The organism is Brevundimonas sp. GW821-FHT02A10 (assembly GCF_059422025.1).
Genome location: NZ_JBWKWC010000007.1, coordinates 22,972 through 40,664, shown reverse-complemented (window position 1 = coordinate 40,664; position 17,693 = coordinate 22,972). Strand labels below are relative to the sequence as shown.

General features: G+C 69.1%; 13 protein-coding genes. 5 read left to right on the top strand and 8 right to left on the bottom strand.

What is annotated here, in order from left to right; genetic code table 11:
• The first annotated feature begins 282 nt into the window (after positions 1–282).
• Positions 283–1,638 (top strand): hypothetical protein, encoded by a 1,356-nt coding sequence (locus AC07U0_RS16300; RefSeq protein WP_494721030.1) that lies wholly within the window; start codon positions 283–285, stop codon positions 1,636–1,638.
• A gap of 63 nt (positions 1,639–1,701) precedes the next feature.
• Here the strand turns inward: AC07U0_RS16300 and AC07U0_RS16295 are convergent, their stop codons facing one another.
• Together AC07U0_RS16295 and AC07U0_RS16290 are read right to left on the bottom strand one after the other, a co-directional pair.
• Positions 1,702–4,143, bottom strand: coding sequence for a pre-peptidase C-terminal domain-containing protein (locus AC07U0_RS16295; protein WP_494721029.1), 2,442 nt, complete (start codon positions 4,141–4,143; stop codon positions 1,702–1,704).
• 112 nt (positions 4,144–4,255) lie between these two features.
• Positions 4,256–4,966 carry a class I SAM-dependent methyltransferase gene (locus tag AC07U0_RS16290; protein WP_494721028.1) on the bottom strand — a complete coding sequence of 237 codons (711 nt, stop codon included), beginning with the start codon at positions 4,964–4,966 and terminating at the stop codon, positions 4,256–4,258.
• A gap of 288 nt (positions 4,967–5,254) precedes the next feature.
• Between AC07U0_RS16290 and AC07U0_RS16285 the strand changes: the two genes are divergently transcribed.
• The gene (locus AC07U0_RS16285) at positions 5,255–7,372 is read left to right on the top strand and encodes a DEAD/DEAH box helicase (RefSeq protein ID WP_494721027.1); all 2,118 of its coding nucleotides are present in this window, start codon (positions 5,255–5,257) and stop codon (positions 7,370–7,372) included.
• Positions 7,373–7,497: 125 nt separating this feature from the next.
• On the opposite strand, the gene AC07U0_RS16280 is transcribed toward AC07U0_RS16285, so the two are convergent.
• Together AC07U0_RS16280 and AC07U0_RS16275 are read right to left on the bottom strand one after the other, a co-directional pair.
• Positions 7,498–7,872: a hypothetical protein gene (locus AC07U0_RS16280; RefSeq protein ID WP_494721026.1), complete on the bottom strand. Its 375-nt coding sequence runs from the start codon at positions 7,870–7,872 to the stop codon at positions 7,498–7,500.
• A gap of 362 nt (positions 7,873–8,234) precedes the next feature.
• Positions 8,235–9,809, bottom strand: a complete 1,575-nt coding sequence (locus AC07U0_RS16275) for a carboxylesterase/lipase family protein (protein ID WP_494721025.1) — start codon at positions 9,807–9,809, stop codon at positions 8,235–8,237.
• A gap of 132 nt (positions 9,810–9,941) precedes the next feature.
• Here AC07U0_RS16275 and AC07U0_RS16270 point away from each other — a divergent pair, with 132 nt between their 5' ends.
• Both AC07U0_RS16270 and AC07U0_RS16265 read left to right on the top strand, forming a co-directional pair.
• On the top strand, positions 9,942–11,450 hold the full coding sequence (locus AC07U0_RS16270) for a sensor histidine kinase (RefSeq protein ID WP_494721024.1): 1,509 nt from the start codon (positions 9,942–9,944) through the stop codon (positions 11,448–11,450).
• A complete protein-coding gene (locus AC07U0_RS16265; RefSeq protein ID WP_494721023.1) occupies positions 11,450–11,824 on the top strand; it encodes a response regulator in 375 nt (124 codons plus the stop codon). The genes AC07U0_RS16270 and AC07U0_RS16265 overlap by 1 nt, the downstream gene beginning before the upstream one ends.
• On the opposite strand, the gene AC07U0_RS16260 is transcribed toward AC07U0_RS16265, so the two are convergent.
• On the bottom strand, positions 11,814–13,397 hold the full coding sequence (locus AC07U0_RS16260; RefSeq protein WP_494721022.1) for a phytoene desaturase family protein: 1,584 nt from the start codon (positions 13,395–13,397) through the stop codon (positions 11,814–11,816). The two genes, AC07U0_RS16265 and AC07U0_RS16260, sit on opposite strands and share 11 nt — an antisense overlap.
• A gap of 335 nt (positions 13,398–13,732) precedes the next feature.
• On the opposite strand from AC07U0_RS16260, the gene AC07U0_RS16255 reads away from it, so the two are divergent.
• Complete coding sequence (locus AC07U0_RS16255) at positions 13,733–14,113, top strand: hypothetical protein (protein WP_494721021.1); 381 nt, start codon at positions 13,733–13,735, stop codon at positions 14,111–14,113.
• Between the two features lie 241 nt (positions 14,114–14,354).
• On the opposite strand, the gene hutI is transcribed toward AC07U0_RS16255, so the two are convergent.
• Genes hutI through AC07U0_RS16240 form a run of 3 tightly spaced genes read right to left on the bottom strand, consistent with a single transcriptional unit; the run spans position 14,355 to position 17,676 of the window.
• On the bottom strand, positions 14,355–15,581 hold the full coding sequence (hutI, locus tag AC07U0_RS16250; protein ID WP_494721020.1) for an imidazolonepropionase: 1,227 nt from the start codon (positions 15,579–15,581) through the stop codon (positions 14,355–14,357).
• Positions 15,578–16,297, bottom strand: coding sequence for a histidine utilization transcriptional repressor HutC (hutC, locus tag AC07U0_RS16245; RefSeq protein WP_494721019.1), 720 nt, complete (start codon positions 16,295–16,297; stop codon positions 15,578–15,580). The genes hutI and hutC overlap by 4 nt, the downstream gene beginning before the upstream one ends.
• Complete coding sequence (locus tag AC07U0_RS16240) at positions 16,294–17,676, bottom strand: formimidoylglutamate deiminase (protein ID WP_494721018.1); 1,383 nt, start codon at positions 17,674–17,676, stop codon at positions 16,294–16,296. The genes hutC and AC07U0_RS16240 overlap by 4 nt, the downstream gene beginning before the upstream one ends.
• Positions 17,677–17,693: the final 17 nt, after the last annotated feature.

Sequence of the window (17,693 nt, the reverse complement as noted above, 5' to 3'; positions counted from 1 at the left end):
CTTCCCCACCCCATCGCCTCGCAAACCCAGGCCCTCACTGGGTTTGAGCCCGACGTCCGTTTTCGCCTGAGCGGTGCGCTCCGGGCGCGATTTTACATTTCCCCCGGCGGGCGACCGTTTCCCGCGCTTACGGCCAAGCTTCGAAAACTTCGTCAGTGAAAACAGCCGTCGGGCTCGCCCGCGGGGCGTAAAGGTGCCTTCGGTTTGTCCGCGTGCGGTGCAAGCCCCCCACTCGGCGCACCTCTTGCTCTAGTCCGGTTCAGACAGATTGGAGCGACCACTGTGAAACGGGTCATCATCATCGCGATCGCCGCAACCCTGGCCTCGGCCGGCGCGGCCTGGGCAGGCAACGGAGCTGGCGGCAATGGCGGCGGCCACGGCGGCGGCGGCTATTCGGGCGGCGGCGGTTCGTCCGGCTGCGGCACGTGCGGCGGCTCGGGCGGTGGCGGCGGAAGCCACGGCGGCGGCGGCGGCGGCGGCGGCGGCGGCGGCGGCCATCATGGCGGCGGACGCGGCGGCTCGTTCAACGGGAACTTCAATTCCAACGTCAACGTGAACGTCAATGCGAACGCAAACGCCAACGCCAATTCGAACGCCTATGGCGGCGGCGGGCGCAGCCTGATCAACGCCCATTCCTACAGCGGCTACGGCTCCATTCAGGGCGGCGGCGGCGGTGGCGGCTATTCCTACGTCGATGACGGCTTCTATCCGGCCGGTCCCGGCTATGGCGGCGGCGTCCAGATCTCGGACAACTGCGGCTGCGTCGCGGGTCCCAGCCAGCCCTTCGGCTATTCGGTCTCCGGCTTCGGCCGCACCCTGAGCCGCACGCAAGGCTCGGTCGCCTATACCCAGAGCTCCAGCTACTCCAGCACCACCAGCTATAACGGCGGCGGTCAGGGCTGCTACTCCTGCGCCCCCGCTCCGGCCCCGGCCCCGGTTCCCTCATGCGGCCCCTACGGCGGTTCCTACCCGGGCGGCTATCAGGGCGGTTACGGCAATGGCTACGGCGGCGGCGCCTGCGGTCCCGTGCCGGTTCCCCAGCCCAACCCCTGCGGCGGCTATCCCGGTAACGGCTATCCCAACCGCTACGGCAACGGCGGCGGATCCTGCGCGCCCGTCCCGCAGCCCCAGCCCTATCCTCAGCCCTATCCGGGTCCGGACTGCGACTGCGAGGTCCCGGTCCACGTCCAGCCCTTCTACGGCCAGCCCCAGGCGCCGCGCCCGGTCACCCTGCGCTCGCAGGGCGTCCGCGTGGCCTCGCCGCCGGTCAACGTCCCGCCGCAGCTGGTCTACATCCAGGGTCCGCCCGTCTATGTCGACGCCCCGCCGGTCAATGTCGCGCCCGCCCAGATCTATCTGGAAGCGCCCAATGTCCGCGTGCGTCCGTCGGAAGTGACCGTGGCTCCGCCGGAGATCCACTACACCCCGGCCCAGCCGCATCCGGAAGACGACTGCTGCACCGTGGCCTCGCCGGCTGCTGTCGGCGCCGCCACCGGCTCGCAATATTCGGCCCACGCCGTCGAGGGCTCGCGTTACGAGGCCACGGCGACCTACTCCGACACCGCTTCGGGCCAGACCGCCTACGTCAACGGTCAGCCCGTTCAGGCCTACAGCACGAACCCGAACGAGTTCCACTGAGGCATCCAGTAGCGTAGCGTAAGCGTATGAACGGGCGGCGGGATTTCGATCCCGTCGCCCGCTTCAATTCCGGCTCCAGGCTGGGGTCTGGCCGCCGCGCGCGCTGCCGCCAGACCCCAGCCTCAGCACGACATCATCGATCTGCACCCCGCCCCGGTCGATGACCAGGTTCTGGTAGTTGCGCTGCCCCTCGGTCGTCTGGGCTTCGACGCCCTCAGCCTGACTCGAGAACTGGCGGCGCAGATAGGTGGCCAGCTCGCCCGCTGTGACCATCTGGTCGCCGTCGCCGTCAGCATCGCCCGCCAGGCCGGTCCTCAGGAAGTGGACCAGATAGCCGCCCGCCTCGAACTTGTCGGCCACCGCGCTGGTCAGGTCCTCCTCGGAGCTGAACAGGCCCATGACGCCCGGCCGGTCGACAACGTTCCGCGCAAACCCGCCCGAGAAGCAGCTGTCCAGCACCAGCAGCGACAGCCGGGTCCGCAAGCTGCCGAACAGGCGTGCCATCTCGGCATCGGAGATTTCGCCGTCACGCAGCACGATGGCCTCGCTGCGCCCGTCCGGCTCGGTCGCGCTGATCGCCGACGGATCGGCGTCGCTCTGGTTGCCGTGGCCCGAGAAGAAGAACAGGAACATGTCGTCCGGCCCGGCCTGGGCGGCGACCCGCTGGAAGGCCTGACGCACGCCCTCCACCGTCGCCTCGGCATTGGTCAGGGTGACGCTGGCGGGGTTCAGCACCCCCTCGCGCCTCAGGGTGTCAGCCAGCTTGGCCGCATCGTCATCGGTGTACTCGAGGTTATTGGCCGCCCCGGCGTAGTCGGAGACCCCGACCATGACCGCGAACACCCGCGGGCCGCCCTGAACCGCCGCCTGACGCGGCGTGCCCTGGCTGGGCGTCACGCTGAAGCGATATGAGCCGGTCTCGCCCGCATTGAACGAGGTCACCTGAACCTCATACTCGCCGTTCTCACCCAGCACGGTATCGAGGCGGCTGTTGGTCCCGTCCTCGCCGTCGTCATTGTCGATCTGCCGTCCCGACGGCGTCCGCAGGATCGTATAGGCGTCGAAGGCCGAAGACGTCAGCTCCACCGCCACCCGCTGACCGCGCGTCCCCTGGAAGCGATAGGTGTCGACATATTCCCCGGTCTGCAGGGTCTCGTCCCCGCCCTGCAGCTCGCCCGAGACCGTATCGCCGATGTGCATCAGGCCGCTGCCGCCCGTGGTCGGCCGCGTCGCGCTCTGGGTCGGCCGGGGCGGCGGGGCGTTCGAGCCGTCGGCGACCGACAGCCGATAGCGCCCACTCTCGCCCGACTGATAGCTGGTCGCCCCGATCACATAGGCGCCGTCGGCCGGCAGGGTCACGATCAGCCGGCTGTCGTGGCTGCCCTCGCGCCCGGCGTCATCGTCGTTGAAGGCCGAGAAGCCGCCGGGGCCGGTGATCTGCAGATAGGGGTCGAACTCGGTCGAGCTGAGCCGCAGGTCCAGCGACTGCCCCTGCCGCCCGTTCAGGGTGAAGCGGTTCACGAACTCCCCGCTCGACAGGGTCTCCGCCCCCTGCCCCAGCCGTCCGTCACGGCTCTGGCCCACGCCGATCGGCGCCGCATCGGCCGGAACCACGACCGGCGCCTGGGCCTGCGCAGTCTGACGCGACGGCCCACGGTTCAGCACCGCCGCGCCGTTGACCGCCTGCCGTCCGCCGCTGCTCGCCTGCGTCGTCTGCCCGCCTTCGACCAGGGCGATCGCATACCGCCCCGTCTCGCCCGACTGATAGCTGGTCGCCGTGACCCGGACTTCGCCGTCGGCGGGGGCGGTGAAGCTCACCCGGCTGTTGGAGGACCCGCGCCGCGAGGCGTCATCGTCATTGTCCTCGCTCAAACCGCCCGGCCCGCGCACCACCAGATACGGATCGAAGTCGCCGGACTCGAGCGTGATCGTATAGGTCCGCCCGCGTTGTCCCTGGAAGGTCCAGGTGTCGCTATACTCCCCGCTCGACAGGGTGGTGTCGCCGCGCCGCAGCTCGCCGTTACCCGTCCGCCCCGCCTGCAGCACCGGCGTGGTCGAAATCGCGATCGGCGGCGGGATGACGTTCTGCGCCGGTCCCACGTCGGCGCGCGCCCCGCCCCTGGCCAGCATCAGCCGGTAGTCGCCCGCCTCGCCCGCCTGGAAGCTGGTCGTCTGCAACCGATAGGTCCCGGTCGTCGGCAGCGTCACCTCCAGACCGGCGTCCGTCACCCCGGTGGCGGCGTCGTCGTTCTCCTGCGAGAAGCCGTTCGGCCCGTTCAGGATCAGATAGGGGTCAAAGGCGCCGGACGACATGCGCAGGCTGATCCGCTCTCCGGCCCGGCCTTCGAAGGCCCAGCTGTCGTAGAACTCGCCGCTCTGCAGCTTCGCATCGCCCGCCTCCAGCGCGCCCGCCAGGACCCTGCCCGACGGCAAGGCCTGCTGAGCGACGGCCGAGCCCGCCAGCACCGCCAGAGCGGTCGTGGCCATCAGAACGGTTCTGAACATCGAAATCCCCCCGGAAGACCCGCGCACAGTGACGCTGTCATCTCGGGTTGTCATCACCCCGCACCGCCCTGCGGTCAGCCGTCGAAACCTGACGTCTCCGGCGGAAGCGGGCTCAGGCGACTTTCAGACCATCCACGATCAGGGACTTCTTGCGCTGCACATAGCGAAGGGTGTCGACCATTTCCGCATCGGCGACCTTGCGCCCCCGATAGGCCTCCGCCGGGTTCTCCGCGATGAAGCGCCCGTCCTCGTCGCACCAGACCAGGGATTTCGGCTCAAGCCCCACGAACTTCAGGGTCTGGGCCAGCAGATAGTTGTTCCAGCGGATCTTGTGCTTGTTCGGGTGGGAGAAGGCCATCGACGGATTGGGATAGCCGCTCATCTCGGGCTTCTCATAGGTGCGGTAGTCCGCGTCGGGCACCACCGTCCGGATCACCCCGCCGGGCTTCAGCACCCTCAGGGACTCCGCCAGCAGATCCGTGAGGATGTCGTAGCGGAAATGCTCGAAAACATGCTCGGAGTAGATGAAGCCGATGGAGCTGTCCTCAAACGGCAGCCGGTCGCCCTTGGTGAACATCCACGGCCTGAAATTCGTCCGGGCGTAGAGCGCCGGATCGCCTTCCGCCGCAACCCCGCCGCGCCGCAGCAGGCGTTTCGCCCAGGCTCGGGCGCGCGACTTCAGCGTCCCCGTATCGGACCGCGCCTCATAGTTGGGAGGGTCGCCCAGATGCATCCAGCTCGGGTGGATGAACTCGGCCGTATCGGAGCGCGCCAGAAGTTCCAGCGAAGAGGCCCCGAGATGAACGCGCGTCGCCTGGCTCATGCAACCACCCCGCACGAAGATAACATCGGGTTGTGATTATGCAATTATTCGTTGTAGAAATGAGAGTTTTCTATTTTTGGACGATTTTTTGCTTTGCTGTATGGGCAACTCGTCGCTGACTCTTTCGCGTATCACCACCATTCGGCCTTGTTCCGGGCGCAAAGGGCCGCCCCTTCGCAAGTGACCGCCCTACCCTGAGATTCAGGCGCGCGCCTCGCTCCCCACATCCGCGCCCCAAAACCCGGCGTCTGCTCGCGTTTCGACCCGAAGCGCCGTACGAGACAATTCATGCCCTTCCCCGCCAGCCATCCCGCGCTCGACCTCGCCCTTTCCGAACGCGGCTATGCCGAGCCCACCCCCGTCCAGGCCGCCGTGCTGGAGTCCGAATCTGGCCGCGACCTGCTGGTCTCCGCCCAGACCGGCTCGGGCAAGACCGTCGCCTTCGGCCTGGCCCTCGCCTCGACCCTGCTCGGCGACGCCGACCGCATCGAGGACAACGGCGCCCCCGCCGCCCTGATCATCGCCCCGACCCGCGAACTGGCCCTGCAGGTCTCGAAAGAGCTGGAGTGGCTCTATTCCAAGGCCGGCGCCCGCATCGCCACCTGCGTCGGCGGCATGGACCCCCGCGCCGAGCGCCGGGTTCTGGAACGCGGCGCCGCCATCGTCGTCGGCACTCCCGGCCGCCTTAAGGACCATCTGGAGCGCGGCGCGCTCGACCTCTCGGGCCTCAAGGCCGTCGTCCTCGATGAGGCCGACGAGATGCTGGACATGGGCTTCGCCGAAGACCTGACCTTCATCCTCGACAGCGCCCCGGCCGAGCGCCGCACCCTGCTGTTCTCGGCGACCCTGGCCCGCGACATTGTCCAGCTGGCCCGCACCTATCAGCGCGACGCCATCCGCATCGACACCGTCGCCGGCGCCGGCTCGCACGCCGACATCGAATACAAGGCCATCCGGATCGCCCCGAACGAGGTCGAGCTCGGCGTCGTCAACGTCCTGCGTTACTTCGAGGCCCCCGGCGCCCTGGTCTTCGCCAACACCCGCGAGCGGGTGAAGCACCTGACCGCCTCCCTGCGTGAACGCGGCTTCGCCGTCGTCGGCCTGTCGGGCGAACTGACCCAGGCCGCCCGCTCCGAGGCGCTTCAGGCCCTGCGCGACGGCCACGCCCGCGTCTGCGTCGCCACCGACGTCGCCGCCCGCGGCCTCGACCTGCCCGACCTGGGCCTGGTCATCCACGCCGAGATCCCGGTCAACAAGGCCACTCTTCTCCACCGTTCGGGCCGCACCGGCCGCGCGGGCAAGAAGGGCGTCTCGGTGATGATGGTCTCCTACACCCGTCGCCGTAAGGTCGAGCTGATGCTCCAGTCGGCCGGGATCACCGCCGAATGGGAAGGTCCGCCCTCGGCCGAGATGATCCTCGAGAAGGACCGCGAGCGCCTGCTGGCCGATCCCGCCCTGACCGCCCCCGTCGACGACGCGGAAGCGCTGGAGCTCGGCAAGCTGCTGCTGGAACGCACCTCCGCCGAACAGATCGCGGCCTCCCTGATCCGCCTCTACCGCCAGAAGCTACCCTCGCCGGAAGACGTCTATGACGACGACCGCATGAAGCGCGCCCAGGCCACCGGCGTGAACGACCGCGGCCAGCGCGACGGCCCGCTCACCGACTTCGCCCGTGGCGGCGACATGACCTGGTTCCGCATCAACATCGGCCGCGACAAGAACGCCGATCCCAAGTGGCTGCTGCCGACGCTCTGCCGTCTGGGCCATGTGACCAAGGGCGACATCGGCTCGATCAAGATCTTCGACCGCGAGACCAAGTTCGAGATCACCAAGGCGGCCGAAGCCAAGTTCCGCGCGGCCATCGCCTCGGGTCTGGAAGACGGCGTGACCGTCAACGACGCCGTCGCCCCCGGTCCGAAGGAAAAGCCCGCCAGCCGCTGGGACAAGAAGCCTTTCGACGGCGGCGACCGCCCCGAGAAGAAGCCTTGGGCGAAGAAGTCCGAAGGCGGAGCCCCGCGTGGAGACAAGCCCGCCTGGAAGGATCGCGAAGGCGGCGAGAAGAAGCCCTGGGTCAAACGCGACGACGCGCCGGCCGGTGAGAAGAAGCCTTGGGTCAAGCGCGAAGACGGCGCTCCCGCGGGCGAGAAGAAGCCTTGGGTGAAGCGCGACAAGCCCGCCTTCGCCGAACGTTCAGGCGACGCTCCGGCGAAGAAGCCGTGGGTCAAGAAGGACCCGTCGGCGCCCAAGGCCGCCTGGGCCCCGTCGTCTGACGCCCACCCGGCCGCCGCGCCCGGCGAGAAGCCGTGGAAGGGCAAGCCCAAGGTCAAGCCGCAGGGCGGCGACCGTCCCTGGGCTCCCAAGGACGCCAAGGGCAAGCCGAAGCCCAGGAAGAAGTCGAACGGCTAGGTCTTCCCTTCTCCCTCAGGAGAAGCAGCAGCCCCGCGAACACAGGGAGGGTGAGGGTCATGCCCTCGCCCTTCGCCTCGCCGCCGGGCGGGCTCGCCTGTCAGCGGCTATAGCCGCCCGTGTGGTCAGTAGAGGCGGAAATACACCGGAAGGAAGACCGCCGAACCGGTCTCATGCTTGCTCGCCCAGTCTTCCGTGATCACCCCTAGGCTGATGCCCGCCACCGCGGCCTCCCCGAACCCTTCCCCCTTCGGCTCTTCGGAGACCGGTTCGCAATGCTTCAGTCGCCGGTCCGTCAGGTCGCAGCGCAGCACCACCCGGCCGGACTCGATATCGTGGGAGGCCGCGAGAGCGGGATAGGCGAGCCTGGGCGCGAGCTCCCAGTCCGGCGTGATGACCACCTCGCTCGATATCGTCCTCAGCGGCTCGGCCGGTGGCCCGGCCTGCTGAAAGCCCATCGACAGCACAGCGGCCGCGAGAAGCGGAATACGATGGATCATGATTGCTCTCCCCCCGGCGCCATCATTGCGGGAATTTCTCGGCCGCGAAAGCCCTCACCCCGCGCACCCTGACCTGGCGCCAGACCAGGTGCCGTTCCCTTGAAATCCCGATGTCTTTCGACGCCGGGACCGTTTCGGCTCAGCACGTCTCTCCGCCGTGTTAGGCTCTCGTCGGGTCTTTGACATTATCGGCGAAATCGCGCGGAGGCAGGTTGCAGCTTGCACCGTCGTTGCACTCGGAGTGCAAATCCTTATCGCGATACCGGACGTTGAAATTCAGCGCCTTGCGCAAGAAATCTCACCGCACGCCTTCAAAATTGCACGTTTTGCACCCGCCTTTTTTCGAGTGCAAAGCCCACCCGTCAGCGCGCCTTGCGACGCCCGTACAGCTGCTCGATCAGGTCCAGCCGCCGCGCCTCGGGGACCGGCTTGATCACCGGCCCGTCGTTGGTGAACTCCAGCAACTGGTCGGGTTCGGGCCGCAGGTCGGGCCAGCGCAGCCGGCCCTCGCCATTGGGATTTCCCTCGCGCGCGAACTGGAGCCAGTAGCCGCTCATCAGGTCCGCCGCCCTCTGGTCGCGGTCGTCCGTGGCCCAGGGCGAGGCGCTCAGGGTGTCGAAGACGTACTGGCGCTCCGAGGCATGGGTCGCCCCCGCGTGCGGCTCGTTCATCGCCGCCGAGACCACGTCGAAGCGGTAGAGGAAGGTCGGGTGGCCGTTGGCGGCGTGCAACCGGGCCAGATGCCGGGCCGGTTCGTTGAACACCAGGTCGCTCAGGACGTGGGCGTCATAGCCCTCCTGCCCGCCGTATCCGGTCAGGAAGGCGGCCTTCTCCTCAGGCGTCAGGGCGTCGTCGATCTCGCCATAGGGGGTCAGATCCGAGGGCTTCATCCACCAGAACTCGGCCGAGTTGGTGCCGATGATCAGGGGCACGGGCGCTTCGCGTCCCGCGGCGAAGGCCGTCTCGATATCCTCTTTGATTACAATGCCATCGTTCAGGATCAGGTCGCCGCCATAGAAGCTCGGCGCGGGCTCCAGCAGCCGCTCGGCGGGCACGGCGCGCAGGGCCTCGGCGATCGGAGCCACACCTGCCTGCTCCGCCCACGCCGCGCCGCGCGCCCGGGTCGAACGCGGCGTCTGGCCGCTGGCCTCGGCGTCGGCGACGTCCTCCAGAGCGACACCCTGCTGACGCCCCAGACCCGACTCGATGATGGCCTTGGAGAACAGGCCCCGCGCCTGTTCGGCGACCATCAGCTGGCTCACCGCCACGCCCCCGGCCGACTCGCCGAAGATCGTGACCTGCGCCGGGTCTCCGCCAAAGGCCGCGACGTGATCCCGGACCCACTGAAGCGCCAGGATCATGTCCATGACGCCGTAGTTGCCGGCAGCCTCGCCCGCAGGCCGTTCGGCCGCCAGGGCCGGATGATCGAAGAAGCCCAGCCGCCCGAGCCGGTAGTTCAGGGTCACCACCACCGCGCCCCGGCTGGCGAGGCTGGTCCCGTCGTACAGGGCCGCCGTGCCCGAGCCGTTGATGTAGCCTCCGCCATGAACCCAGACCATGACCGGCAACGGATGATCCCGTTCCTTGGGCGTCCAGACGTTCAGCGTCAGGCAGTCCTCGCTCATCGGCAGGGGCCCGACGCCGTTGTCGCCATTGGCCGGTGGCTGGATGCAGATGGCCCCGACCTGGCCCGCGTCGCGCGGCCCGGTCCAGGTCTCGGCGGGAACCGGCGGCCGCCAGCGCAGCGGCCCGACCGGCGGCCGGGCATAGGGCACGTTCTTGAAGCTCTCGACCGCGACCCCGCCCCGGTCGGCCTCACGCCCGATCAGCGCGCCCCGGCCGATCATCACCGTGGGCTGGGGCGGAGTCGGGGTCGGCGGATCCTGCATCGGTGTGGTCATCAGAAGGGCGGCGCCGAGAAGGACGGTCAGGGACATGGCCCCACCCTAGCCGACACCGGCCGCAAGCCTCAAACCTCGCCGGGAGAAAGAAAGGTGACAGGCCGATGAAACCGATTGCTACACTATGCGTTGAGCGCGCGAGTAGCGGGGACGGCGTTGAAAGAACTGGTGAAGTCCGGCGACCTGGGGGTCGATCTGGCGACGGCGTTTGACGCCTCGCCCAACCCCTACATGCTCGTCACCCCGGACCTCCGCTACGCCGGGGTCAACGAGGCCTATCTGGCCGCCCTCGACACGACCCGCGAGGCCACAATCGGCAGGCTGGTCTTCGAGACCTTCGACGCCGGACCCGGCGACGAGGGTCTGGAGAGCGTCCGCATCGTTCGCTCGTCAATGGAGCGGGTGCTGGCCACCGGCACGCCGGACCATGTCGCCCTCGTCCGCTTTTCGGTGCCCGTGCGCGACGCCTCGGGCGTGGTGACCCATCAGGAGCGCTTCTGGAGCGCCACCCACACTCCGCTCAAGAACGCCGCCGGAGAGGTGCTCTACGTCCTCCAGCACACCACCGACGTGACCGAGTTGGAGCTGCTGCGCCAACGGGCCGAGGCTGCGGTCGAGGAGCCCGTCAGCGCCCTTGAGGCCATCATCGGCGGCAGTGTCCTGGAACGCGCCCGGCGGGTGCAGGAGGACAACCAGCGGCTCTCGGTCGAGCGCAGCCGCCTGATCGACATGTTCATGCAGGCGCCGGGCTTCGTCGCCGTCCTGAACGGCCCCGACCACGTCTTCGAGATGGTCAACCCGGCCTATGCCCAGCTGGTCGGCCACCGCACCGTCACCGGCCTGGACATCCGCGCCGCCCTGCCCGAGCTTCAGGGTCAGGGCTACTTCGAGCTGCTGGACGACGTCTACGCCACGGGCGAGCCGTTCGAGGGCAAGGAGAGCCAGGTCCAGCTCCAGCACGCGCCCAACGGCCCGCTCACCACCGTCTACCTGAACTTCATCTACCAGCCGATCCGCGACGCCGACGGCCGGATCACCGGCATCTTCGTTCAGGGCCACGAGGTCACCGACAGCGTCCGGGCCGCCCAGCGCCAGAAGCTGATGATCGACGAGCTGAACCACCGGGTGAAGAACACCCTGGCCACCGTCCAGTCCATCGCCATGCAGACGGCCCGGTCCCATGACGACCCGAAGACCTTCGCCGAGAGCTTCCAGTCGCGGCTGATGGCCCTGTCGCACACCCACGACCTGCTGACCCGCAGCCACTGGGAAGGCGCCGACCTCGCCGACATCCTGAGGCACGAGACCGAGGCCCACGACCCCTTGCGGCTGCTCGCCAACGGCCCGCCGGTGGCCCTGGGCCCCGCCGCAGCCCTGTCTCTGGGCATGATCTTCCACGAGCTGGCGACCAACGCCGCCAAGTACGGCGCCCTGTCCAACCCGGACGGCCGGGTCATGGTCGACTGGTCGGTCGCCGACCAGACTGACCGCCGCCTGACCATCGAATGGCGCGAGTTGGACGGCCCGCCCGTCGCCGCCCCTTCCCGCCGGGGCTTCGGCAGCCGGCTCATCGAACGCAACGTCCGCCACGACCTTGGCGGCGAGGCCCGACTCGACTACGACCCCGCCGGCTTCCGCGCGGAACTCTCGATCCCGCTCGACAGAGGACACGACTGATGACCCAAGCACTGGAAGGCCGGACCATTCTGGTGGTGGAGGACGAGTCCCTCGTCGCCATGCTGCTGGAGACCATTCTGGAGGACATGGGGTGCGCCACTCTGGGTCCCGTCTCGACCATCGACGAGGCCCTGTCGGTGATCGGCGAGGGCTCGGCCTTCGACGGCGCCCTGCTGGACGTCAATGTGGCGGGCAAGGAGGTCTTCCCCGTCGCCGCCGCCCTGAAGGAACGGGGCGTGCCCTTCGTCTTCTCGACCGGCTACGGCGAGGGCGGCCTGCCCGAGGAATGGCGTGGCCATCCCACCATCCAGAAGCCCTTCACCGAGGACGCCGTACAGCAGGCCCTGATGAAGGTGCTCGGGGTCAGCGCTTAAGGTCTCTGAGCACCGCCCTGGCGGCGTTGTGCCCGGGCGCCCCGGTCACCCCGCCGCCGGGATGTGCGCCCGAGCCGCAGAGGTAGAGGCCCGGAACCGGCATCCGGTGGTCGGCGTGACCCAGCACCGGCCGGGCGCTGAACAACTGGTCCAGCGTCAGCCGCCCGTGGAAGATGTCGCCTCCGATGAGGCCGAAGCGCCGCTCCAGATCGCGCGGCCCCAGGGCCAGCTGGCCCAACACCGAGGCCTTGAAGCCCGGGGCATGGCGGTCGACCGTCTCGATCATCAGGTCGGCTACCGTCTCGCGATGCTCGTCGGCCAGGTCCGGCGCCACATGCTGGCAGAACAGGCTGGCGACGTGCTTCCCCGGCGGGGCCAGGCTGTCGTCCAGCGTCGAGGGGATCAGCATCTCGATGATGGGGTTCTGCGACCAGCCGTGCAGCCGCGCCTCGGCATGGGCCCTGTCCATATAGGCCAGACTGGGAGCCATGATGATCCCGGCAGTGAGGTGGTCCCCCTGACCGGGAAGGCTGCTGAACGAGGGCAGCTCGGACAGCGCCACGTTCATGCGGAAGGTGCCCGAGCCCGAGGCATAGCCTCGCATCCGCTCCGCGAAGTCCGCCGGGACCACCGCCGGATCGACCAGCCGGTCGAACAGCAGCCGGGGGTGGAGGTTGGAGATCACCGCCCGGGCCCGAACCACGTCGCCCGCCTCTGTCACGGCTCCTACGGCCCGGCCCTTTTGGGTCAGGACCTCGGCGACGGGCGTCTCCAGCCGCACCTCGACGCCCTGTTCGGCGCAGGCGGCGGCCATGGCCTGGGTGATCGCCCCCATGCCGCCGAGAGCATGGCCCCAGACGCCCTTCCTGCCGTTCACCTCGCCGAAGACGTGGTGCAGCAGGACGTAGGCCGAGCCCGGCGTATAGGGGCTGGCGTAGTTGCCCACGATGCTGTCGAAGCCGAACAGGGCCTTGATCGGCTCGCTCTCGAACCAGCCGTCCAGCCAGTCGCCGGCCGACCTGGCGAACAGGTCCAGCAGGTCGCGCCGCCCCTGCACGTCCAGCCCCGCCGCCTGCCGCCCCAGGCCGGCGGCGCTCGCCAGCTCCGGCAGGGCGGCCAGCCAGCCATCCGTGGTCATGTTCGGGGGCGCCTTGAGGATCCAGTCGCGCAGCACCGCCGCCACGACCTCCAGCCGCCGCTCGTACTCGGGCAGCCGCTCCGCGTCCCGGGCCGAGAACCGCGCCACCTCGGCCTGCGTCCGCCCCTCCCCGGCCAGCAGATACTGGCCGTCGTCCAGCGGCAGGAAGTTGGAGACCTTGCGCTCAGCCACGGTCAGCCCGTGCCGCGCCAGATCCATGTCGGCGATGACCCGGGGGTTCAGCAGGCTGACCGTGTAGCTGGCCGTGGAGTTGCGGAAGCCGGGGTGGAACTCTTCGGTCACCGCCGCTCCGCCGACCACGGCGCGGCGCTCCAGCACCGTCACCTTCAGCCCCGCCCGCGCCAGGTAGAAGGCGCAAACCAGCCCGTTGTGGCCCCCGCCCAGGATGACGACGTCGGTGGTGCTCGTGGTCATCGGCGGCCCTCGTTGGACCCCGAGGCCTAGCGCGCGTCGCAGGCGGAGGGAAGCGGGTGACGGGAAGGGAGTGGCACTGCGACATCCGCGCGCCGCCATAACCCCTATAGGTTGCAAAACATCCCCCACCGGGACCGATGCGGCGCTCCAGAGAACGAAACCATTGTAATCAAAGCCATCTTCTTGCCAGAAAACGCTGCATTTTCGGGCTGATCGTACGATTTCGTACAGTAGACAGCGCTACCGACTCGTATTCACCTATGGTTGTCAGGAAGAGCCTCACCAGCGGTTTGGCAGCCATACGCTCCCATCCGCATATCCGAAGGATCGCGCCTATGGGAATGAGCCTCGCAGCAGCACAGCGCCAGTTTGAAGTCGAGTTCGCGGAGTGGCTTGAACTTAGTAAGGCTTACCTTGACCCGTCCGGCTTCCCCAACGATCTGGCGCACGAACGGGCCATGGATGTTCTCTACGAGAAGCGCGTCAAGATCGAAGCCTGGCTGGGTGCGTATCAGCCCCACAGCTCCATGGAGGCCTTGTGCCTGCTCGAAGTCATTCAGTTCCATGATGAACTTGAAGACTTCAGCGCTCGCGCACTCGGCAACGTCCAGCAATGGCTTGCGCGAGGCCTTGTGGGAACCGTCGCGACATGCCCGGCGGTCTTTCAGCCACTCATCCAGCAGCGGGTAACGCTGGAAGATCATTCGCAGCAATGAAGATCCGGTCCGGCTGGTGAAGTAATCGCACCGGCTGGACCGACTGCCGCAGAGCGACAGTGAAGCCCCGCGCCGATCAGCTGAACGCCCCGCGACGCCAGCAGCGCACTCCTGCTCGCGCCCCTTGATCTCGAGCACGAAGGCGTCCCGGCGTAGCAGTCGGCCCGCATCCGGCGCGGGGCCGATCTAGCACTCCAACCAGAAGGCGAACCCTGGATTAGTTCATAACCCAGATACGGCCTTAGGTTTCAACCCTTAACCCGTCCATATAGCGCCGCGAAAGCAAGGGCTTGCCGAGCCAGTAGGCCAGTTCCGCAGGGCGGGTGATGTCCCAGACGGCGAGGTCGGCGCGCAGGCCGGGCGCGAGGGTTCCGATCTGGTCGGACAGGCCCAGCGCCCGGGCCGCATGGCGGGTGGCGCCGGCCAGGGCTTCTTCCGGGGTCATACGGAATTGGACGCAGGCCAGGGTGATCGCCGCCGTCATGGAGGCGACGGGCGAGGTGCCGGGGTTGCAGTCGGTGGCCACGGCCATGGCCACGCCGTGTTTGCGGAGGAGCGCGATCGGCGGCGGCGTGGTCTCGCGCAGCATGAGGTAGGCGCCGGGTAACAGGACGGCGACCACCCCCGCCTGCCCCATGGCGGCGATCCCGGCCTCGGTCGCGTGTTCGATATGGTCGGCGGACAGGGCGTGGTGACGCGCCGCCAGCTCCGCGCCGCCGCCGTCCGACAGCTGGTCGGCATGCAGCTTGACCGGCAGGCCGAGCGCCTTCGCCTTGTCGAACAGGCGCGAGACCTCATCGCGCGAGAAGGCGATGGGCTCGCAATAGGCGTCGACGGCGTCGACCAGACCCTCGGCATGGGCGGCGGGCAGGATGTCGTCGATGGCGAGGTCAACATAGGCCGCGCGGCTCTCGTCCGAGCCCCGGAACTCGGGCGGGACGGCGTGGAGGCCCAGATAGGAGGTGCGGACGCGGACCCCGGCCTCACGGCCGATACGGCGGGCGACGCGCAGCATCTTCAGCTCGCTGTCGCGGTCGAGGCCATAGCCGGACTTGATCTCGACGGTGGTGACCCCCGTCGCCTTGAGGCCTTCGAGGCGGCTGAGGGCCGAGGCGTAGAGGCCTTCCTCCGAAGCCGCGCGGGTGGCCTTGACCGAGGAGACGATGCCGCCGCCGGCGCGGGCGATCTCCTCATAGGTCGCGCCCTCCAGACGCTGTTCGAACTCACCCGAGCGGTCGCCGCCGAAGACGAGGTGGGTGTGGCAGTCGATCAGGCCGGGCGTGACCCAGCGCCCGTCGAGGACGTGGGTTTCGCTCGCTTCATGCTCGGGCAGGTCCGCGCGCGGAGCGATCCAGACAATCGCGCCGTCGCGGATCAGGATCGCGGCGTCCTCGATAGCACCGTAGGCCGCGCCGCCGTCGGCCATGGTGGCGACGTGGCAGTCGGTGATCAGAAGGTCGGCCTTCACGGGCGGTCTCCGCGCGCGGGCGAGAAGCGGGCGACCAGGTCGTAACGGTCGCCGGGGAAGGTCTGGCGGACCTGGGTCACCCCCTGCCCGTCCCGCCAGGTACGGCGATCCACGCACAGGCAGGCGGTCCCGGGCTTGAGGCCCAGCAGCCGGGCGTCGCCGCCCGCGGCCCCGACGGCGGAGATGCGGTGCTCGGCCTCGGTCCAGGGCGCACTATCCAGCAGCCAGGCGCCCGGCGGCATGAGAGAGAAGTCGGCGACCGCCGCCTCGGGCACGACGGCCAGGGCGATGAGGCGGCGCTCGAGCGCGAAAGGCGTGTCGTCGGCCAAATGCAGGCCGGCCAGCTCCAGCAGGACGCCGCCGGCGGCCAGCTCCCGCTCCTCGCGGTTGCGGGGCTCGCGCTCGAGGCGCTCCAGCAGGCGGAAGGCGTAGGCCTGGCCGCGCTCCGCGATCTCGGCGCCGAGGTCGGGGATGGCCAGAATGGCGGCATGGGCGCGGGGCTGGGCGACGAAGGTCCCGGCGCGGCGACGGCGCGTGACCAGACCCCGGCCCGCGAGCTCGGAGATGGCCTTGTTCACCGTCATGCGCGAACAGCCGTACTGGGTCGTCAGCTCGTGCTCGAAGGGGATGCGCGCGCCGGGCGCCCAGTCGCCGGACAGGATGCGGCCTTCCAGCTCGGCGTAGATGCGGCGGTGAAGGGTGGCGGGCTCGCTCATGCGTCGCGTCCCAGAACAGTGGTGAGCGCCTTGCGGTAGCGGGATTCGATCGCGTCGCGCGCCACGTGGCGGCCGTCGGCCACGACCTGTTCGCCACGCCGCCAGACGGAGCGGATCGCGTTCCGGTCGGCAGCGAAAATCCAGCTGTCGATGATAGCGTCGCCCGAGCGGCCCTCGAAGGCGATGCCACTCGTGTCGAGGCCGACGATGTCGGCGGGCTGTCCGACCACGAGACCGCCCTTGGCCCCCGTCGCCTGCTGACCCCCGGACAGGGCGCGGTCGAACAGGGCGCGGCCGGTGGTGCGGGTCCCGTCGGCCATGACGGCTCGCTTCCGCAGGGACAGACGCTGGCTGTACTCCAGCATGCGCAGCTCGCCGGCCAGGCCGATGCGGACGTTGGAGTCGGTGCCGATGCCGAACCGCCCGCCTTGCTGGACATAGGCCGAGGCGGGGAAGACGCCGTCGCCGAGGTTGGCCTCGGTGACCGGGCACAGGCCGACGACGGCGCCGCGCCGCGCGACCTCGCCCCATTCGGCGGGGGTGACGTGGGTCGCGTGGATCAGGCACCAGCGCGGGTCGACCGGCGCATTGGCCAGCAGCCATTCGACCGGCCGGGCGCCCGACCAGGCGAGGCAGTCGTCGACCTCCTGCGTCTGTTCGGCGACGTGGATGTGGATCGGCCCGTCACCCGCGAGAGCGGGCATGGCGGCCAATTCCTCGGGCGAGACGGCGCGCAGGCTGTGGGGGGCGACGCCGACGACGGCGTCCGGCAGGTCGGCCGTCAGGGTGCGTCCCCGCGCGACCAGATCGGCGAAACCGTCCAAATCGGTGATGAAGCGGCGCTGGCCCTGCGACGGCGGCTGACCGCCGAAGCCGGCGTGGGCGTAGAAGACCGGCAGCAGGGTGAGGCCGACGCCCGTCGCCTGCGCCGCCGCCACGATCCGCCCCGTCAGCTCGGCCGGATCGGCATAGGGCCGGCCCATCGGATCGTTGTGCAGATAGTGGAACTCGGCGACGCGGGTGAAGCCGCCCTCCAGCATCTCGGCGAAGGCCAGGGCGGTGATCGCCTCGATCTCCTCCGGCCCGCCCCGGTCGAGGAAGCGGTACATCAGCTGTCGCCAGCTCCAGAAGTCGTCGTACTCGCCCCCTTCCGGACCCCGCCCCTCGGTCAGGCCGGCCATGGCGCGCTGGAAGGCGTGGCTGTGAACATTGGCGACGCCGGGGATGGCGACCCCGCCGCCCTGATCAGAGGCGGCCCGGGCGACGCCGGCTTCAATGGAGGCGATCAGGCCGTCCGCGACGGTGATCCGGACGTCGGACGCCCAGGTGTCCCCCAGCAGGGCCTGTTCGAACCACAGGCTGCGACCTTCAGACGGCATGGACGGCACTGGACAAT